The 14,619-nt window shown below is 33.3% G+C and carries 12 protein-coding genes; 11 read left to right on the top strand and 1 reads right to left on the bottom strand.

The annotated features are described in order from the left end of the window. Nucleotides 1–31: 31 nt before the first annotated feature. Nucleotides 32–2,503: an O-antigen ligase family protein gene (locus tag BLV33_RS14820; protein ID WP_090793024.1), complete on the bottom strand. Its 2,472-nt coding sequence runs from the start codon at nucleotides 2,501–2,503 to the stop codon at nucleotides 32–34. A gap of 416 nt (nucleotides 2,504–2,919) precedes the next feature. On the opposite strand from BLV33_RS14820, the gene rfbA reads away from it, so the two are divergent. The 11 genes from rfbA to BLV33_RS30805 all read left to right on the top strand — a co-directional run bounded on the left by rfbA (nucleotide 2,920) and on the right by BLV33_RS30805 (nucleotide 14,593). Next, the gene (gene rfbA / locus BLV33_RS14815; protein ID WP_090793021.1) at nucleotides 2,920–3,792 is read left to right on the top strand and encodes a glucose-1-phosphate thymidylyltransferase RfbA; all 873 of its coding nucleotides are present in this window, start codon (nucleotides 2,920–2,922) and stop codon (nucleotides 3,790–3,792) included. Nucleotides 3,793–3,814: 22 nt separating this feature from the next. Continuing rightward, on the top strand, nucleotides 3,815–4,366 hold the full coding sequence (gene rfbC, locus BLV33_RS14810) for a dTDP-4-dehydrorhamnose 3,5-epimerase (RefSeq protein WP_090798944.1): 552 nt from the start codon (nucleotides 3,815–3,817) through the stop codon (nucleotides 4,364–4,366). Nucleotides 4,367–4,432: 66 nt separating this feature from the next. Next, nucleotides 4,433–5,461: a dTDP-glucose 4,6-dehydratase gene (rfbB, locus tag BLV33_RS14805; protein WP_090798943.1), complete on the top strand. Its 1,029-nt coding sequence runs from the start codon at nucleotides 4,433–4,435 to the stop codon at nucleotides 5,459–5,461. A gap of 26 nt (nucleotides 5,462–5,487) precedes the next feature. Beyond that, the gene (gene rfbD / locus BLV33_RS14800) at nucleotides 5,488–6,336 is read left to right on the top strand and encodes a dTDP-4-dehydrorhamnose reductase (protein WP_090793017.1); all 849 of its coding nucleotides are present in this window, start codon (nucleotides 5,488–5,490) and stop codon (nucleotides 6,334–6,336) included. Nucleotides 6,337–6,407: 71 nt separating this feature from the next. Beyond that, complete coding sequence (locus tag BLV33_RS14795; protein WP_253187082.1) at nucleotides 6,408–7,142, top strand: ABC transporter permease; 735 nt, start codon at nucleotides 6,408–6,410, stop codon at nucleotides 7,140–7,142. A 28-nt stretch (nucleotides 7,143–7,170) separates the two neighbouring features. Then, on the top strand, nucleotides 7,171–7,908 hold the full coding sequence (locus BLV33_RS14790; protein WP_090793010.1) for an ABC transporter ATP-binding protein: 738 nt from the start codon (nucleotides 7,171–7,173) through the stop codon (nucleotides 7,906–7,908). A gap of 33 nt (nucleotides 7,909–7,941) precedes the next feature. After that, nucleotides 7,942–8,841, top strand: coding sequence for an NAD-dependent epimerase/dehydratase family protein (locus BLV33_RS14785; protein ID WP_090793006.1), 900 nt, complete (start codon nucleotides 7,942–7,944; stop codon nucleotides 8,839–8,841). Beyond that, complete coding sequence (locus BLV33_RS14780) at nucleotides 8,810–10,747, top strand: rhamnan synthesis F family protein (RefSeq protein WP_216234765.1); 1,938 nt, start codon at nucleotides 8,810–8,812, stop codon at nucleotides 10,745–10,747. Before BLV33_RS14785 ends, BLV33_RS14780 begins: the two co-directional genes overlap by 32 nt. A gap of 19 nt (nucleotides 10,748–10,766) precedes the next feature. Then, the gene (locus BLV33_RS14775) at nucleotides 10,767–12,185 is read left to right on the top strand and encodes an MBOAT family O-acyltransferase (RefSeq protein WP_090792999.1); all 1,419 of its coding nucleotides are present in this window, start codon (nucleotides 10,767–10,769) and stop codon (nucleotides 12,183–12,185) included. A 15-nt stretch (nucleotides 12,186–12,200) separates the two neighbouring features. Beyond that, complete coding sequence (locus BLV33_RS14770; RefSeq protein ID WP_090792994.1) at nucleotides 12,201–13,742, top strand: alginate O-acetyltransferase AlgX-related protein; 1,542 nt, start codon at nucleotides 12,201–12,203, stop codon at nucleotides 13,740–13,742. 413 nt (nucleotides 13,743–14,155) lie between these two features. Next, nucleotides 14,156–14,593 (top strand): GtrA family protein, encoded by a 438-nt coding sequence (locus BLV33_RS30805; RefSeq protein ID WP_366414815.1) that lies wholly within the window; start codon nucleotides 14,156–14,158, stop codon nucleotides 14,591–14,593. Nucleotides 14,594–14,619 lie beyond the last annotated feature (26 nt).

The following is a 14,619-nucleotide window of genomic DNA, read 5'->3' as shown; positions in this document are numbered from 1 at the left end:
CAAGGAATTAAATATATTTGTGACTTGAGTGTTATTTTACAACCTCAGCGTTTAATAACGCCTCAATCTGCTGCTTCTCGTTTGGATCTTTTGCAATCAGCTTATCATATAACGCTTTATCCGGGGTATTTTGCTTACTCGTTGTTGCGTAGTACCATCTGGCAATCATCCTGTTAGCCGGGTCATCCAGTTGATCAGAAACAAAGGGTTTTAATAAACCAGAAGATGTAGCATAATCACCATGAAAATATTTAATCTGGCCAATACTTAATGCTATTTTGTTGGTGATGTTGAAGGGCTGTCCTTGCGCTTGATCTTTAGGCAGACTTTCCAGCTCTTTCATTTTGGTCAGAACCAGATTATAAACTTCCATAGCTTTATTCCAATGTTGGTCACGGCTTTGGTTATTCTTGGCTGTCATCGCCTGATTGCCTAAATCTGTATTCAAAGCGATACTTTCTTCATACATGGAGATGATCCATGGATAATTGCCGAGTTTGGCATCCACGAGCTTTTCAGCTTCGTCTAATTGATTTTTAAGCTTGTAGGCTGCTAACTGCTGGTAAAGAACAGAACGGTTGAATGGCTCTTTCTTGCGCAAATCCTTTAAATACTGGTCGGACTCATTGAAAAATTCTTCTTTTTTCGTCTGATTGTACACTTGTAGCAGTAATCCTATTTTACCTGGAAATACATCGTTGGGCAGTAGGTAGTCCGGCTGAGTTGGATGCAGGCTCAAAGCTTTGTTTAGTGGAGCTATGATCTGATTATAATCCTTGCTGGTTTGAATGACCTTAATCGATTCATTGTAGGATCCATTCGCGCTTAGCAGTCTTACTGAGATGAAAAATAGAGTAAGTGATAATATGAAAAGCAGAGCAGGATAGCCTTTGTTGATGAGTGGCCGGTCCAAATTCCATCTGAATGGTACGTCCCCAGCATTGGAGATCATAGCGCCTAAGCTGAGAAAGAGCACAATCCCCAAGTAGACATAACTTAAATCGAAGTCAATAAGACTATGAATAAGCAGGGAAACAGCCACTATGAAAAAAAGAAAATGAGAGTCCTTAGTCTCGGATTGGCTATTAAAGTGTTTTCGGATAAACAGGTAAAACACAGCTCCAAGAAACAGCAAGAAAATAAGCAATCCAACAATGCCAACCTCCACCAAATACTGCAGAAAGAAGTTGTGAGCCTGACGGCTTATGTAGGGGTTACTTTGATACTTCTCAAACAGTGCAGACCAAGCCCCACCGCCAGCCCCGAGTAAAGGATAATCTTTGAATACCTTAATGGCATCTCTATAAAAAGTTCCCCGCTCAAGAACACTATGCTGGGCGAAGTTAATGTTCGCTATGCGAGTTCGCACATTCTCCGGCAAAAGCTTGGAAGCACCCGTATCGGCAAAAATAAGCAAGGCACCTACAATACCGATCACAGTAGCAGCAATAGGTACGATAATATTTGTGAGCTTACGGTCGTTGAAGCGCTCCAGTTTTCTTTCGATGTAAGGAGCGGCAAATTTTTGGATTAGTATGCTAAGAAGAGTGACGGCTAGAGAAACTCCAATAACGATCAGCCAACTGTTTCTCGATAAAGAAGAATTGAACTGCTTGTTTAATTCAATGCCTGCATTCGTAATCTTCTGGAGAATTACAAATGAGGCTATAAAAGCTAGAACCATATGAACCAGGATCAGGATCTGCCGGTTTAATTTTTGGAAGAATAAGATGATCAGCAAAATGAAAGGAACAACTACAATTGCACCTCGAGAGAGAGTCAGGAAAAACGAAATAATGACAGGCACTAACATAAAAGCATGGATACCAATTATGTACCATTTACGAGATTTGGACACTAGAAATAGAGAAGCAAATAGTATAGCTATTAAATAGGCTGCGTACGAGTTTGCATATTGGAATACGGATGTAAGCCGCAAACCGTTCGAGTCCGTCATGACAGCATCGCGATAGATTCCTTTGTCCAATTCTACAAACCAGCCGACCAAGCTTCCAGCAAATTTACCGTTTCCGAGCCAGTTCAAGAGTCCAAACAAGACAAGGACATAGCCGGATCCCATTAAAGCAGTGGACAGGATGGAATTGCCGAGTTTGTTTCGGGCCAAGTAAGTTCCAGCAATAAAAAAGATAGCGTACATGATCTGGATATATACCATGTTGGTCGAGTAATAATGGGATGCGGCAGGGATTAGTGATATGATATATGTGATGGGGATTAACCAAACGGCAACGGCCAGAGCATCTCTCTGGGATTGCCATTTCCAAACAAAAAAGAAAAAGATACCTACCAAAAGTAAAATGAGCGAAGACCATATGAAAGAAGAATAAATTGGACGTTCAAACGAATACGAATTTCCATTAAACAATGCTTTTTTAAAAGGTGACCAAAACATGAAGACAACTACGAAGCTTATAAGCAGCCAATAAATAATAGACGACTTCTCCGCTTGAACCGAGGGGTCCAGCTTTTGTTTTTTTGCCATTTGTATGGTTCCCTTCCTTCCCGAATTACGACAATATCTTATCATATACGGGGGATTGTGCCAATTAGTGATTTTGATGTGGTGGATAAAGGAGGAATAGTGGCGGTATTTGTCGAATTGTAAATTACTAATGAAACTAGATTTTATAAGACAATAATCCCTATTATAACGATTCAATAAATAATGATACTATCAGAGCATGGTTATTGTATATTCAAAAGAGGACCTTTTGAACGGAGAGATACCATACCATTTCAGTAGAGTTGGTTTTACAACTGGAAGGGGGCCAAATAATTGTTAACTTGCCTCCCAATTTTATGTATGGTTCTTACTTAACTATAGAATTTAAAATAGATGAAGTTGTTCTTAAGGTTCATTAAGGGAGTTCTTAAAAGATTATTAAAAGGAGTTTTTACATGAAAGGAATTATTTTGGCGGGAGGATCTGGAACAAGATTATACCCAATAACAAAAGCTATTTCTAAACAAATTGTTCCGGTATATGATAAGCCAATGATCTATTACCCTCTGTCAGTATTAATGCTAGCAGGCATTCAGGAAATTTTAATCATTTCAACACCAAGAGATATTAAAATTTTTGAAGAGTTGTTTGGAGATGGATCTGATTTAGGATTAAGTTTATCTTATGAAGTTCAAGAGCTTCCTAATGGACTTGCTGAGGCTTTTATTATTGGTGAGAAATTTATTGGAAAAGATTCAGTTGCTTTAATTTTAGGAGATAATATATTTTATGGTCAAAGTTTTGGACGGATTTTAGAAGAAGCAGCCCATATGGATGAAGGAGCTACGATATTCGGTTATTTTGTGAAAAATCCTCAAGCGTATGGTGTAATTGAATATGATGAGAATGGCAAAGTATTATCGATAGAAGAAAAACCTCTGGAACCAAAATCACACTATGCTGTGCCTGGTCTTTATTTTTATGATAATCAAGTTGTTGAGATTGCAAAAAGTATCAAACCTTCGGCTCGTAATGAATTAGAGATTACTGAAGTCAACAATACTTATCTACAAAAAGGGATGTTAAATGTAAAACTTCTCGGTAGAGGTATGGCATGGATGGATACAGGAACTCACGATACCATGCTTGAAGCAAGTAACTTTGTTGAAGCAGTACAGAAACGACAAGGTTTATATATCGCTTGTATTGAAGAGATAGCATTTAAGAAAAAATATATTTCTAAGGATCACTTAATTCAATTAGCTCAACCTTTATTAAAAACGGAATATGGACAATATTTGATTCAAGTAGCAGAAGGTTTTAATTAATACAAATAAAAGGATGGTTCAAGTGGGGCAATTTCAAATTACAAAAACAGATATAAATGGATTGGTTATTATAGAGCCGAAAGTTTTCGGTGATCATCGTGGATATTTTATGGAGACTTATAATGAGAATAATTTCAAAGCTGCAGGAGTACCTACATCATATGTTCAAGATAACCAATCGAAATCGCGGGAGGGTGTACTTAGGGGGCTCCATTTTCAGAAAAAGTATCCTCAAGGTAAATTGGTGCGCGTGCTATCAGGAGAGGTATTTGATGTTGCCGTTGATTTAAGAAAAGATTCACCAACATATAAGAAATGGCACGGGGTTATTTTGACAGGCGAAAATAATAAACAATTTTATGTTCCTGAGGGATTTGCGCATGGATTTCTAGTGTTATCTAAAGAAGCTGTCTTTGCTTATAAATGCACAGATTTTTATCATCCAGAATATGAGGGTGGCGTTCTTTGGAATGACCCGGAAATTAATGTTGAATGGCCAATTCATCATTTGCAAGAAGTACTCTTATCAGATAAGGATATGAGTCTAAAAACGCTTGCTGAACAAAATCTATAATTTTTTTGTAAAAACTGGAGGAAAAAACATATGTCGGAAATTGTTGATTATAAAGAGACAGAAAATATGACTTTGTTAGTAACAGGTGGAGCTGGCTTTATTGGTAGTAACTTTATTTATTATATGCTTAATAAATATCCTAGTTATCGTATTATTAATGTTGATTCCTTAACTTATGCTGGTAATCTGGATACGCTTAAATCAATTGTTAATCATAAGCAGTATATGTTTATAAAAGGTGATATTTGTGACAGTGTTCTTATACATTCAATCTTTGTTGAGCATAATCCTACATTTGTAATTAATTTCGCGGCAGAATCCCACGTAGACCGAAGTATTTCCAATCCACAAGTATTTCTAAAAACAAATATCGAAGGAACTCAGGTATTGTTGGATGCCTGCAAAAAGCACTGGGAGATAACGGATGAACAAATACGCTTTAAATTTCTTCAAGTTTCGACAGATGAGGTATATGGATCGTTAGGTCCGAAAGGATATTTTACTGAATCAACACCTTTAGCACCTAATAGTCCATATTCAGCAAGCAAGGCTTCTGCAGATATGTTCGTAAGAGCTTATCATGAGACTTACGGTTTAAATGTGAATATTACTCGTTGTTCCAATAATTATGGTCCTTATCAATTTCCGGAAAAATTAATACCTTTGATGATTTCTAATGCACTAGAAGATAAACACCTTCCAGTATATGGAGATGGTATGAACATCAGAGATTGGCTTTATGTGGAGGATCACTGTAGAGCTATAGATTTAGTACTGCATCAGGCAAAACCTGGTGAAGTCTATAATATTGGTGGTCATAATGAACATGCAAATATTGAAATCGTAAAGTTAATACTTGAAGAACTTAATAAACCTTCAAGCTTGATAAAATATGTTGAGGATAGACTTGGACATGATCGTAGGTATGCCATAGATGCAAGTAAGATAAAAAATGAATTAGGATGGGAACCTGTCATAATGTTCGAAGAGGGTATCCGAAAAACAATCCGGTGGTATATAGAACATAAAGAATGGCTAGATAAAGTGAAGAGTGGTGAATATGAGAAACTATACACCGAAATTTTAAAAGAGTAGAAGTCTTCCATAGGAGATATCTAAAAATGAGAATCTTAGTTACCGGTGCAAATGGACAGCTTGGCCATGATGTGATAAAGAGTTTAAAATCACAAGGAATAGAATGTTGTGGTGTTAGTAGAGAAGATTTTGATTTAGCTGATATCGAGTTTACAGTAAAATATTTACACGAATATCTACCGGATGTTGTGGTCCATTGCGCTGCATACACTGAAGTAGATTTAGCTGAAAATGAAATAGAAAAATGTCGTGAAATTAATGTCGGTGTTACTGCTACTATTGCAATAATCTGTAAAGAAATTGATGCAAAGCTGGTTTATATTAGCACTGATTATGTCTTTTCGGGTAAAGAATCAGAGCCATATGAAATTGATTCACAAACGAAACCGATGTCTATATATGGACAATCAAAGCTTGAAGGAGAAAGAGCAATCGTAAATAAAGTGCAAAAACATTTTATTATTAGAACTTCTTGGGCATATGGGACAAACGGTAATAACTTTGTGAATAGAATGCTAGAGTTGAGTAAAGAGAAGCATTCTATTAATGTTGTAGCAGACCAGATAGGTTCACCGACATTTACAGAAGATTTAGCTTCTCTTATAGTTAATATGATTAGTACTGAAAAATATGGCATATATCATGCTACAAACGAAGGATATTGCAGTTGGGCAGAATTTGCAGTAGAAATATTTCGTCAAGCAGGAATAACAACTAAAGTAAATTTCATTACTTCGGAACAATTTCCAACAATCGCAGTCAGACCTCGAAATTCAAGACTTTCAAAGAAAAGTCTAGATATTGCTGGTTTTGATCACTTGCCAGATTGGAAAAATGCATTGACAAGATACTTAAGAAAAATATCTGCACTATAAGCTAAAAATAAATATTAAGGAAAGATAATGATATGAGGTATATTCATAATTTTTGGCGGTATAAAGGATTATTGAGAGAATTTGTTATTCGGGATTTAAAGATAAAGTATCGTCGTTCATTTTTGGGATATTTATGGAGTTTGCTAAATCCACTTTTGATGATGATTGTTTTATCCGCAGTTTTCTCAAATATTTTTAAATTTGATATACCTAATTTTCCAGTCTATCTTCTGTCTGGACAAATTATTTTTAATTTCTTTTCTGAAGCCACATCCATGTCAATGAGTTCTATATTGAGTGGTGGGGCACTTATTAGAAAAGTATATATTCCTAAATATATGTTCCCTATTTCAAGAGTGCTTTCTTCTTTCATAACATTAGTTTTCTCACTAATTGCATTACTGATCGTCATTGTTGTTACGGGAGTTAAAGTTTCACCAATAATTCTTCTGTTTCCATTGCCACTATTCTATATTCTTATCTTCTCAATAGGAATTGGCCTAATATTGTCGGTTTTGGCCGTGTATTTTAGAGATATGCTTCATCTTTATAGTGTATTACTTTCAGCTTGGATGTACCTAACTCCTATTATCTATCCTGTAAATGCAGTTCCTGAATATGTAAGATCAATTATTTATTCCAATCCAATGTATTATTTTGTTGAAGCATTTCGTGATATAGTTTTGTACGATCAATTACCGACATTCCAAAACAACATTATATGTATCATCTACTCATTGTTATCAATGGCGGTAGGACTTTTCATTTTCTATAGAAATCAAAATAAATTTGTTCTCTATATTTAAATAAACTCCTTATGGAAGGGTTAAGTCTATGAAGCAATATGCAGTTGAGGTTACAGATGTTTCAATGCGGTTTTATCTTGGTAAAGAAAAGATTGATTCACTCAAAGAATACTTAATAAAATTGTTAAAAAAAGATTTGAAACATGATGAATTTTATGCTTTAAAAAACGTCTCCTTTAATGTTGAAATGGGAGATTCTTTTGCAATATTAGGTGGTAATGGTTCTGGTAAAAGTACTGTGTTAAAAATTATATCTGGCATATTCAAACCAACATTAGGCAAAGTAGTTACTCGTGGTAATATAGCTCCATTATTAGAACTGGGTGCTGGGTTCGATATGGAGCTTACTGCACGAGAAAATGTATTTCTCAATGGCGCTGTACTTGGATATTCAAAGAAGTTCCTACTAGAGAAATTCAATGAAATTATTGATTTTTCTGAGCTTTATGATTTTGTGGATGTACCACTGAAAAACTATTCTTCTGGGATGATTGCTAGGTTGGGCTTTTCGATAGCGACTATAGTGAAACCTGATGTACTAATTGTTGATGAAATATTATCAGTTGGAGATATGGAATTTCAGGAGAAGTGTGAGAAAAGAATGAGCGAAATGACTTCGAATGGAACGACTCTGATCCTTGTTTCCCACTCACTCGATCAAGTAAAGAAAGTTTGTAAAAATGGTGTATGGATAAATAAAGGGAAAGTTGTAGCAGCAGGCACGATAGATGACGTTTGTGAAGCATACACGAACAATTGGAATTAAGTTTATAACTCATTTACCAGGAGAGTGTAATATATGTCCAACATCAAATCGGTAGTAGTAACTGGAGCCGGAGGGTATATCGGGCGTCATGTAGTCAAAACTTTATTAGACCTAGGTATTGTTGTTCGAACAATTGATTCATCTAAAAAGGAAATTGATAATCGAGCGGAAACATTAGAAGTTGATATCTTCGCAAATAATGAAACGATCTATGAAGATCTTGGGAAACCTGATGTTTGTTTGCATATGGCATGGAAAGATGGTTTTGTTCATAATGCAGAATCTCATATGCAAAATCTTCATGCTCATTATAAATTCATTAAGAATATGGTTAATGGTGGGCTTAAGCATATAACAGTTATGGGAACTATGCACGAGGTAGGATACTATATAGGAGAAATTAATGAAGATACTCCAACAAATCCTTACTCGTATTATGGCATTGCAAAAAATACCTTACGTCAATCATTAAATGTGTTATTAAAAGATAAAGATGTAGTATTCCAATGGTTACGTGCATATTACATATATGGTGATGATACAAAGAATAATTCGATTTTTGCTAAAATAATTCAAGCAGAAGATGAAGGGAAAGAGATATTTCCATTCACGACTGGAAAAAACATGTACGATTTTATTTCGGTTGAAGAGTTATCTAATCAAATAGCAATGAGTAGCCTACAAACCGAGATAAACGGAATTATTAATTGTTGTTCCGGTGTTCCTGTAGCGTTGAGGGAAATGGTAGAAAACTTTCTGATTAAAAATGAATTCAAAATTAAACTTCAGTACGGCGCTTTTCCCGATCGACCTTATGATTCTCCTGCAATATGGGGGAGTAATGAGAAAATTAAAAAAATAATAAAAAATAGTAATTATTCTAAGGATACGATTTATAGTAGTGAATCCCAATCAGGAATTAGGAGCAAATAGAATGTTATTATCTGGAAAAATAAACGTTAAAAGATTGGGAATTTTCTTTTTTTATGATGAGCAAGGAATTGTGGATGATTATATTACGATCCTTTTAGATGATATGAAGAAAAATGTCAGTGATTTGTTAGTTGTATGTAATGGGAAATTGACTCCAGAAGGCAGAGTGAAACTGAACAAAAGTACAAATAATATTTTTGTTAGAGATAACGTTGGTTTTGATGTTTGGGCTTACAAACAAGGCATGGAACTATATGGCTGGGAAAAGTTAGCTGATTTTGATGAAGTAATATTATTTAACTTCACTATATTCGGACCGTTTTTCCCTTTTAAAGATATGTTTGACGAAATGGATAAACGAGATGTTGATTTTTGGGGAATTACAAAATATCACAAGTACGAAAAAGGGGACCCGTTTGGTACAATAAAGTATAAATATATTCCTGAACATATTCAATCACATTTTATCGCAATTCGAAAAAATATGTTAAGTAGTTATGAATTTAAATTTTACTGGGAAAACATGCCTGAAATTAAATCCTATGAAGGTGCAATAGGTTATCATGAAGCTATTTTCACTAAAGATTTTAATGATAAAGGTTATTCGTGGGATGTTTATATCAACACTGATGATTTAGTTAAACATGTGTATCATCCTTTACTAATGATGCCCTTGGAAATGGTGAAAAATAGAAAATGCCCAATTTTGAAAAGAAGAAGTTTCTTTCATCATATTGCTGATTTTCTCAATAATTCAACTGGTGAGCAATCCGTTGAGATTTACAATTATTTGGTGAATCAATCATTATATGATTTTAATCTAATATGGGATAATATACTCCGTACTTGTAATCAGACAGATATAAAACGTGCATTGCATCATAATTATGTATTATCAACATCATCTTCTGATATAAAAGATAAGCTTCCTATCAAAAGAAATAAAATTGCGCTGATTATGCATATCTATTTCGAAGATTTAATTGAATATTGCCTTAATTATGCAAGGGCAATGCCTCCAGAAACTGATGTTTATATTACGACAAATTCTGAGCAAAAGAAGCTTCTGATTGAAAGAGCATTTGAAGATATGGAATGTGCTAAAATTGAAGTACGTTTAGTCCCAAATCGAGGAAGAGATATAAGTGCTCTATTAGTTGCTTGTAAGGATTTTATACTTGACTACGATTATGTTTGCTTTGCACATGATAAAAAAACAAATCAATTAGATCCACATATCAAAGGAGAGTCATTTTCTTATAAGTGCTTTGAGAATATTCTGAAAAATAGAGTATTTGTAGAGAATATTATTAATACTTTCGAAGAAAATCCGCGTCTTGGTATGTTATCTCCACCACCGCCTTATCATGGAGAATTTTATATGACAATCGGTCTTGAATGGACAATTAATTTTGAGATAACAAGAGATTTAGCTAGGAAACTGAAATTAGATGTTGATATTAATAGTTATAAAGAGCCTATAGCTCCATTAGGAACTATGTTTTGGTTTAGACCAAAGGCTTTAAAGACATTGATTCTCTATGATTGGAAATTTGATGATTTTCCAAAAGAACCCAATAAAACGGATGGAACAATTTTACATGCTATTGAACGAATCTACCCTTATGTGGCACAACACGAAGGTTATTATCCTGCCTGGGTTCTATCCGATTCTTTTGCAAAAATAGAAATTACTAATCTTTACTATATGTTGCGAGAAATTAATGTCCAATATTTTAATAAATATGGCCCAACCTATCATTATCATATGGTTCAAAATTTACAAAGTAATTTTTTGCTAGATGTATCCTGGAAAGATCAAATTAAAGTTAAATTAAAGAAATATTTGCCACGTCCTGTGATTAATAGCTTGAAATATTTAAGAAAGCTATACAAAAAAAGATAATATAAAAGAGGTTACATAAATGGTATTTAGTTCTTCAATCTTCTTATTTTGTTTTCTTCCTCTAGTGTTACTCATTTATTACCTTCTTAAAATTGAGTATAGAAACGCTTTTCTGCTAATTGTTAGCCTTTTGTTCTATGCTTGGGGTGAGCCTAAGTTTGTATTTGTTATTGTTTTATCGATGACAATTAATTACTTAATTGGTATTATTATGAGTTTTACCCAACAAAAATTTGAACTTTATGTGACTAAAATTATCTTACTAATCGGTTTAGTTGCAAATTGCAGTCTTCTTTTTTATTTCAAGTATTTCGATTTTTTTATTAATAGTGTAAACAAAGTTACTGGATTCAATTTTTCATTACATCATGTAATTTTACCTATAGGAATTTCATTCTTTACTTTTCAAGGATTATCATACTTAATTGACATTTACTTGAAACGAGTAGATGTCCAGAAGAATTTCTTTAAATTTGCTTTGTTTAAAGCATTCTTTCCACAGCTTATTGCTGGACCGATTGTGAGATATGTTGATATTCATGAGCAAATTGATTCAAGAAAAAGTACTGTAGATAAATTTGCCTATGGAATAAGGCGTTTTATAATGGGACTTGGTAAAAAATTGATTATCGCTAACACTCTTGGTGCAGTTGCTAACAATATTTTTGGATTACCTGCTGATGAAAATACTATTGCGATAGCTTGGATCGGTGCAATCTGTTATACTTTTCAAATTTACTTTGATTTCTCTGGGTACTCCGATATGGCAATAGGATTAGCGAAAATGTTCGGTTTTGATTTCAAAGAAAATTTCGATTACCCGTATATATCAAAGACAATAACAGAATTTTGGAGAAGGTGGCATATTTCATTGTCATCATGGTTCAGAGATTATCTTTATATTCCTTTAGGAGGAAATAGAGCAGGAAACGTATATGTAAATTTGCTTATTGTATTTATTGTTACAGGATTATGGCACGGTGCTGCTTGGAACTTTGTTATTTGGGGATTATGGCATGGCTTATTTTTAATTATTGAACGATTGATGAAAAAGCGTAATACAAAAATTAATGTCCCAAAGTTTGTTTCTTGGTTGTATACCACAATTATTATCATAATAGGCTGGGTCCTTTTTCGTTCACCTGATTTAAATTATGCCATTGATTACTTAGGAATAATGTTCAATATTATAAAGGCTAAAAATGTTGGTTTTAGTATTTGGTATTATCTAGATACTATGACAATTGTTATGTTGATAATTGCGAGTGTTAGTTCTTTACCCATATCTAAATATATATCTAGTATTGTCGGGACTTATGAAGAACACAGTAATTTTAGTATATTTGCTCAGAATATTTATGTAGTTGTTGTATTAATAATTAGTATTATTTTTCTCGCAACTTCAACCTACAATCCATTTATTTACTTTAGGTTTTAAGAAGAGGAGCTTATAATGAAAGCACATAGAGTTTTTAACATTATTATGGTCATACTATTTGCTTTATTAATTTCAACACCTCTTATATTTATCAATAAAACTACAGGAAAAGTATCAATTGCTGAAAATAGAGTTTTATCAGGATTTCCTAATTTTACTGTTAGTAACAAACTAAATACCCACTTCAATAAAGAATTTGAAAGTTGGTTTAATGATAACTTAGGTTTTAGAGATAATTTTGTTAAATGGAATACAATAATTCAATACAAATTATTTGGAAAATTGACAAAAAGCGATACGTTGATTGGTAAGGATCAATGGCTATATTACGTTACTCCAGATATTATTAAAGACTATCAACATTTGAATCTACCATCAAACTCTCAGCTAAATCAATGGACAAATGCGTTAGATCGAATTAATAAGTATTTGGGTGATAAACACATCCCTTTCATTACTATGATTAATTTGGATAAGAAAACAATATATCCAGAACATTATCCAGATTCAATTTTGAAAATAGGGGATATTTCAAGAACTGATATTCTTGAAAAATACATCACCCAAAATACAACAATAGATTTTTTCACACCTAAAAATGCGTTAATAAATGCCAAACCTGAAGCAACTGTATATTCACCCAGATATGATAATGGTCATTGGAATAATTATGGTGCATTTATTGGTTATCAAGAACTTATGAAGAAAGTAAAAAATTATCTTCCTAATGTTAATTTATTAACATGGGAGGACTTTGATATTTCAAGGTATGACAGAGAAACGAAGATTTATAATGCAGTGTCATTTACAGAATCTGACTATTCTTTTAAGTTTAAGAAAACCAGCAACGTTACTAAAATCGAAGGTATATTTGATGATCTTAATCTAACATATAGTAATTTATCCTATAGATTTGAAAACAAAAATAAAAAATTGCCTAAAGCTCTAATTCTAGGTGATAGTTATTTTTATGGGTTTCTTATACCGGATTTGGCAGAGTCTTTTTCTGAATTGACCTTTATTCATACAGATAATATTGACAAAATTGAAAGCTTCATTAGTCTAGTAAATCCTGATATTGTCATTTATGAAAATGCTGAAAGAATGCTTGATCATACTATGCAAGTTTTGCAGAATACAACTGAAAACTATACAAATTATAAAGTTTATAAAGATTTACCAATAGTAAATAATAAACCACTGTTGTGGTTGGACTACAGTAATAACAAACCAGTTGAGCAGCAGCAGACTAAAATTGTTATAGATAATTCAAAGAAAGTTGTTAATTTAAGAGGTTGGGCATTGGATTCAAATTTAAATACAACAGCAGGTGATATTTATTTGAAAGTTGGTGATAACTACTATCCAAGTATTTACAACATACCACATACAGGTGTATCAACTTTCTTTAATAACCCTGAACTTCTGAAAAGCGGATTCGTTTTTAATGTAAATGTCCCAGAATTGATTAATTCAGGTAAATTTAGTCTAATTATCATATCAAAGGATAAAACTTTTCAATATGCACCTGTCGAATATCAAGTTGAAATCAAATAGTTTAATAATGAGTTCGCGGATCGGATTCGAACGTTCATCTGGTGTTTCGTGAGTGTAAGAAAGGGCTGAAGAAGGTCTTCGTTCCACTGCAATTCGAACTGGGTAATCGCTATGTGTTCACCCGACTATTCTGATCTATGAATATAGTAACTCGGTTTAGGAGTTTATATAAAATATATTACACCCCTAATTTCAATACAGCAGAGCCCCTAATTCCGATGGAAAGAGGGCTCCGCATCTCTACCCATGATATTTTACACCAATTTTACATCAACCTATATCAAGTGCATTACTCATGTACGCTTTCAGTTTTCGCGTCAATTGTATATCTATATGCCATGACATTTATTATGGACAAACGCTGCTAAATTGTTATAACATGTAGAAGATTGTTGATTCTTGTAATAAAAAGGATGCAGATGCTTTTGTCAAATTATTACAGACAGTTTTTTTCATTTATTATCATCTCGGGTATAGGCTGGTTAATAGATATATCGGGATTTATCGTCATAACGACATTGTTTGGATTAAGTATTTTTCACGCAAACATGATCAGCCCTATACCAGCGATAACCTATGTTTTTTGGGTGTCAACCAAAAAGACGTTTGACGAAAAGAAAAGCTCCATCAAGACAGTGTATAAATATTTAATTTATTTCTTATATCAATTAATACTACTTATTCTTGTCTCATGGTTCGGTCAATGGATCTATGATATTGTTACTAAGTCAAATCTGATAGAAATAGGTGTGATTTTAAATAATCTAAAGATCATAGTTAAATTCATGATTACGCCTATAAGTATGCTGATGAATTTTCTTGTGATGAAGATGTTGATTGAAAAAGTTTGATCTGTTTAGAGAGGAATTTTTAAATC

The organism is Paenibacillus sp. GP183, assembly GCF_900104695.1.
In the GTDB taxonomy this organism is placed as follows: Bacteria; Bacillota; Bacilli; order Paenibacillales; family NBRC-103111; genus Paenibacillus_AI.
The sequence above is the reverse complement of the archived record's forward strand: the minus strand, read 5'-3'. Positions and strand labels throughout refer to the sequence as shown.

Bases quoted from the DNA above. Each gene is read 5' to 3' on its own strand.
- BLV33_RS14820 (WP_090793024.1), bottom strand. From the start codon at position 2,503: ATGGCAAAAAAACAAAAGCTGGACCCCTCGGTTCAAGCGGAGAAGTCG.
- rfbA (WP_090793021.1), top strand. From the start codon at position 2,920: ATGAAAGGAATTATTTTGGCGGGAGGATCTGGAACAAGATTATACCCA.
- rfbB (WP_090798943.1), top strand. From the start codon at position 4,433: ATGACTTTGTTAGTAACAGGTGGAGCTGGCTTTATTGGTAGTAACTTT.
- rfbD (WP_090793017.1), top strand. From the start codon at position 5,488: ATGAGAATCTTAGTTACCGGTGCAAATGGACAGCTTGGCCATGATGTG.
- BLV33_RS14790 (WP_090793010.1), top strand. From the start codon at position 7,171: ATGAAGCAATATGCAGTTGAGGTTACAGATGTTTCAATGCGGTTTTAT.
- BLV33_RS14785 (WP_090793006.1), top strand. From the start codon at position 7,942: ATGTCCAACATCAAATCGGTAGTAGTAACTGGAGCCGGAGGGTATATC.
- BLV33_RS14775 (WP_090792999.1), top strand. From the start codon at position 10,767: ATGGTATTTAGTTCTTCAATCTTCTTATTTTGTTTTCTTCCTCTAGTG.
- BLV33_RS14770 (WP_090792994.1), top strand. From the start codon at position 12,201: ATGAAAGCACATAGAGTTTTTAACATTATTATGGTCATACTATTTGCT.
- BLV33_RS30805 (WP_366414815.1), top strand. From the start codon at position 14,156: ATGCAGATGCTTTTGTCAAATTATTACAGACAGTTTTTTTCATTTATT.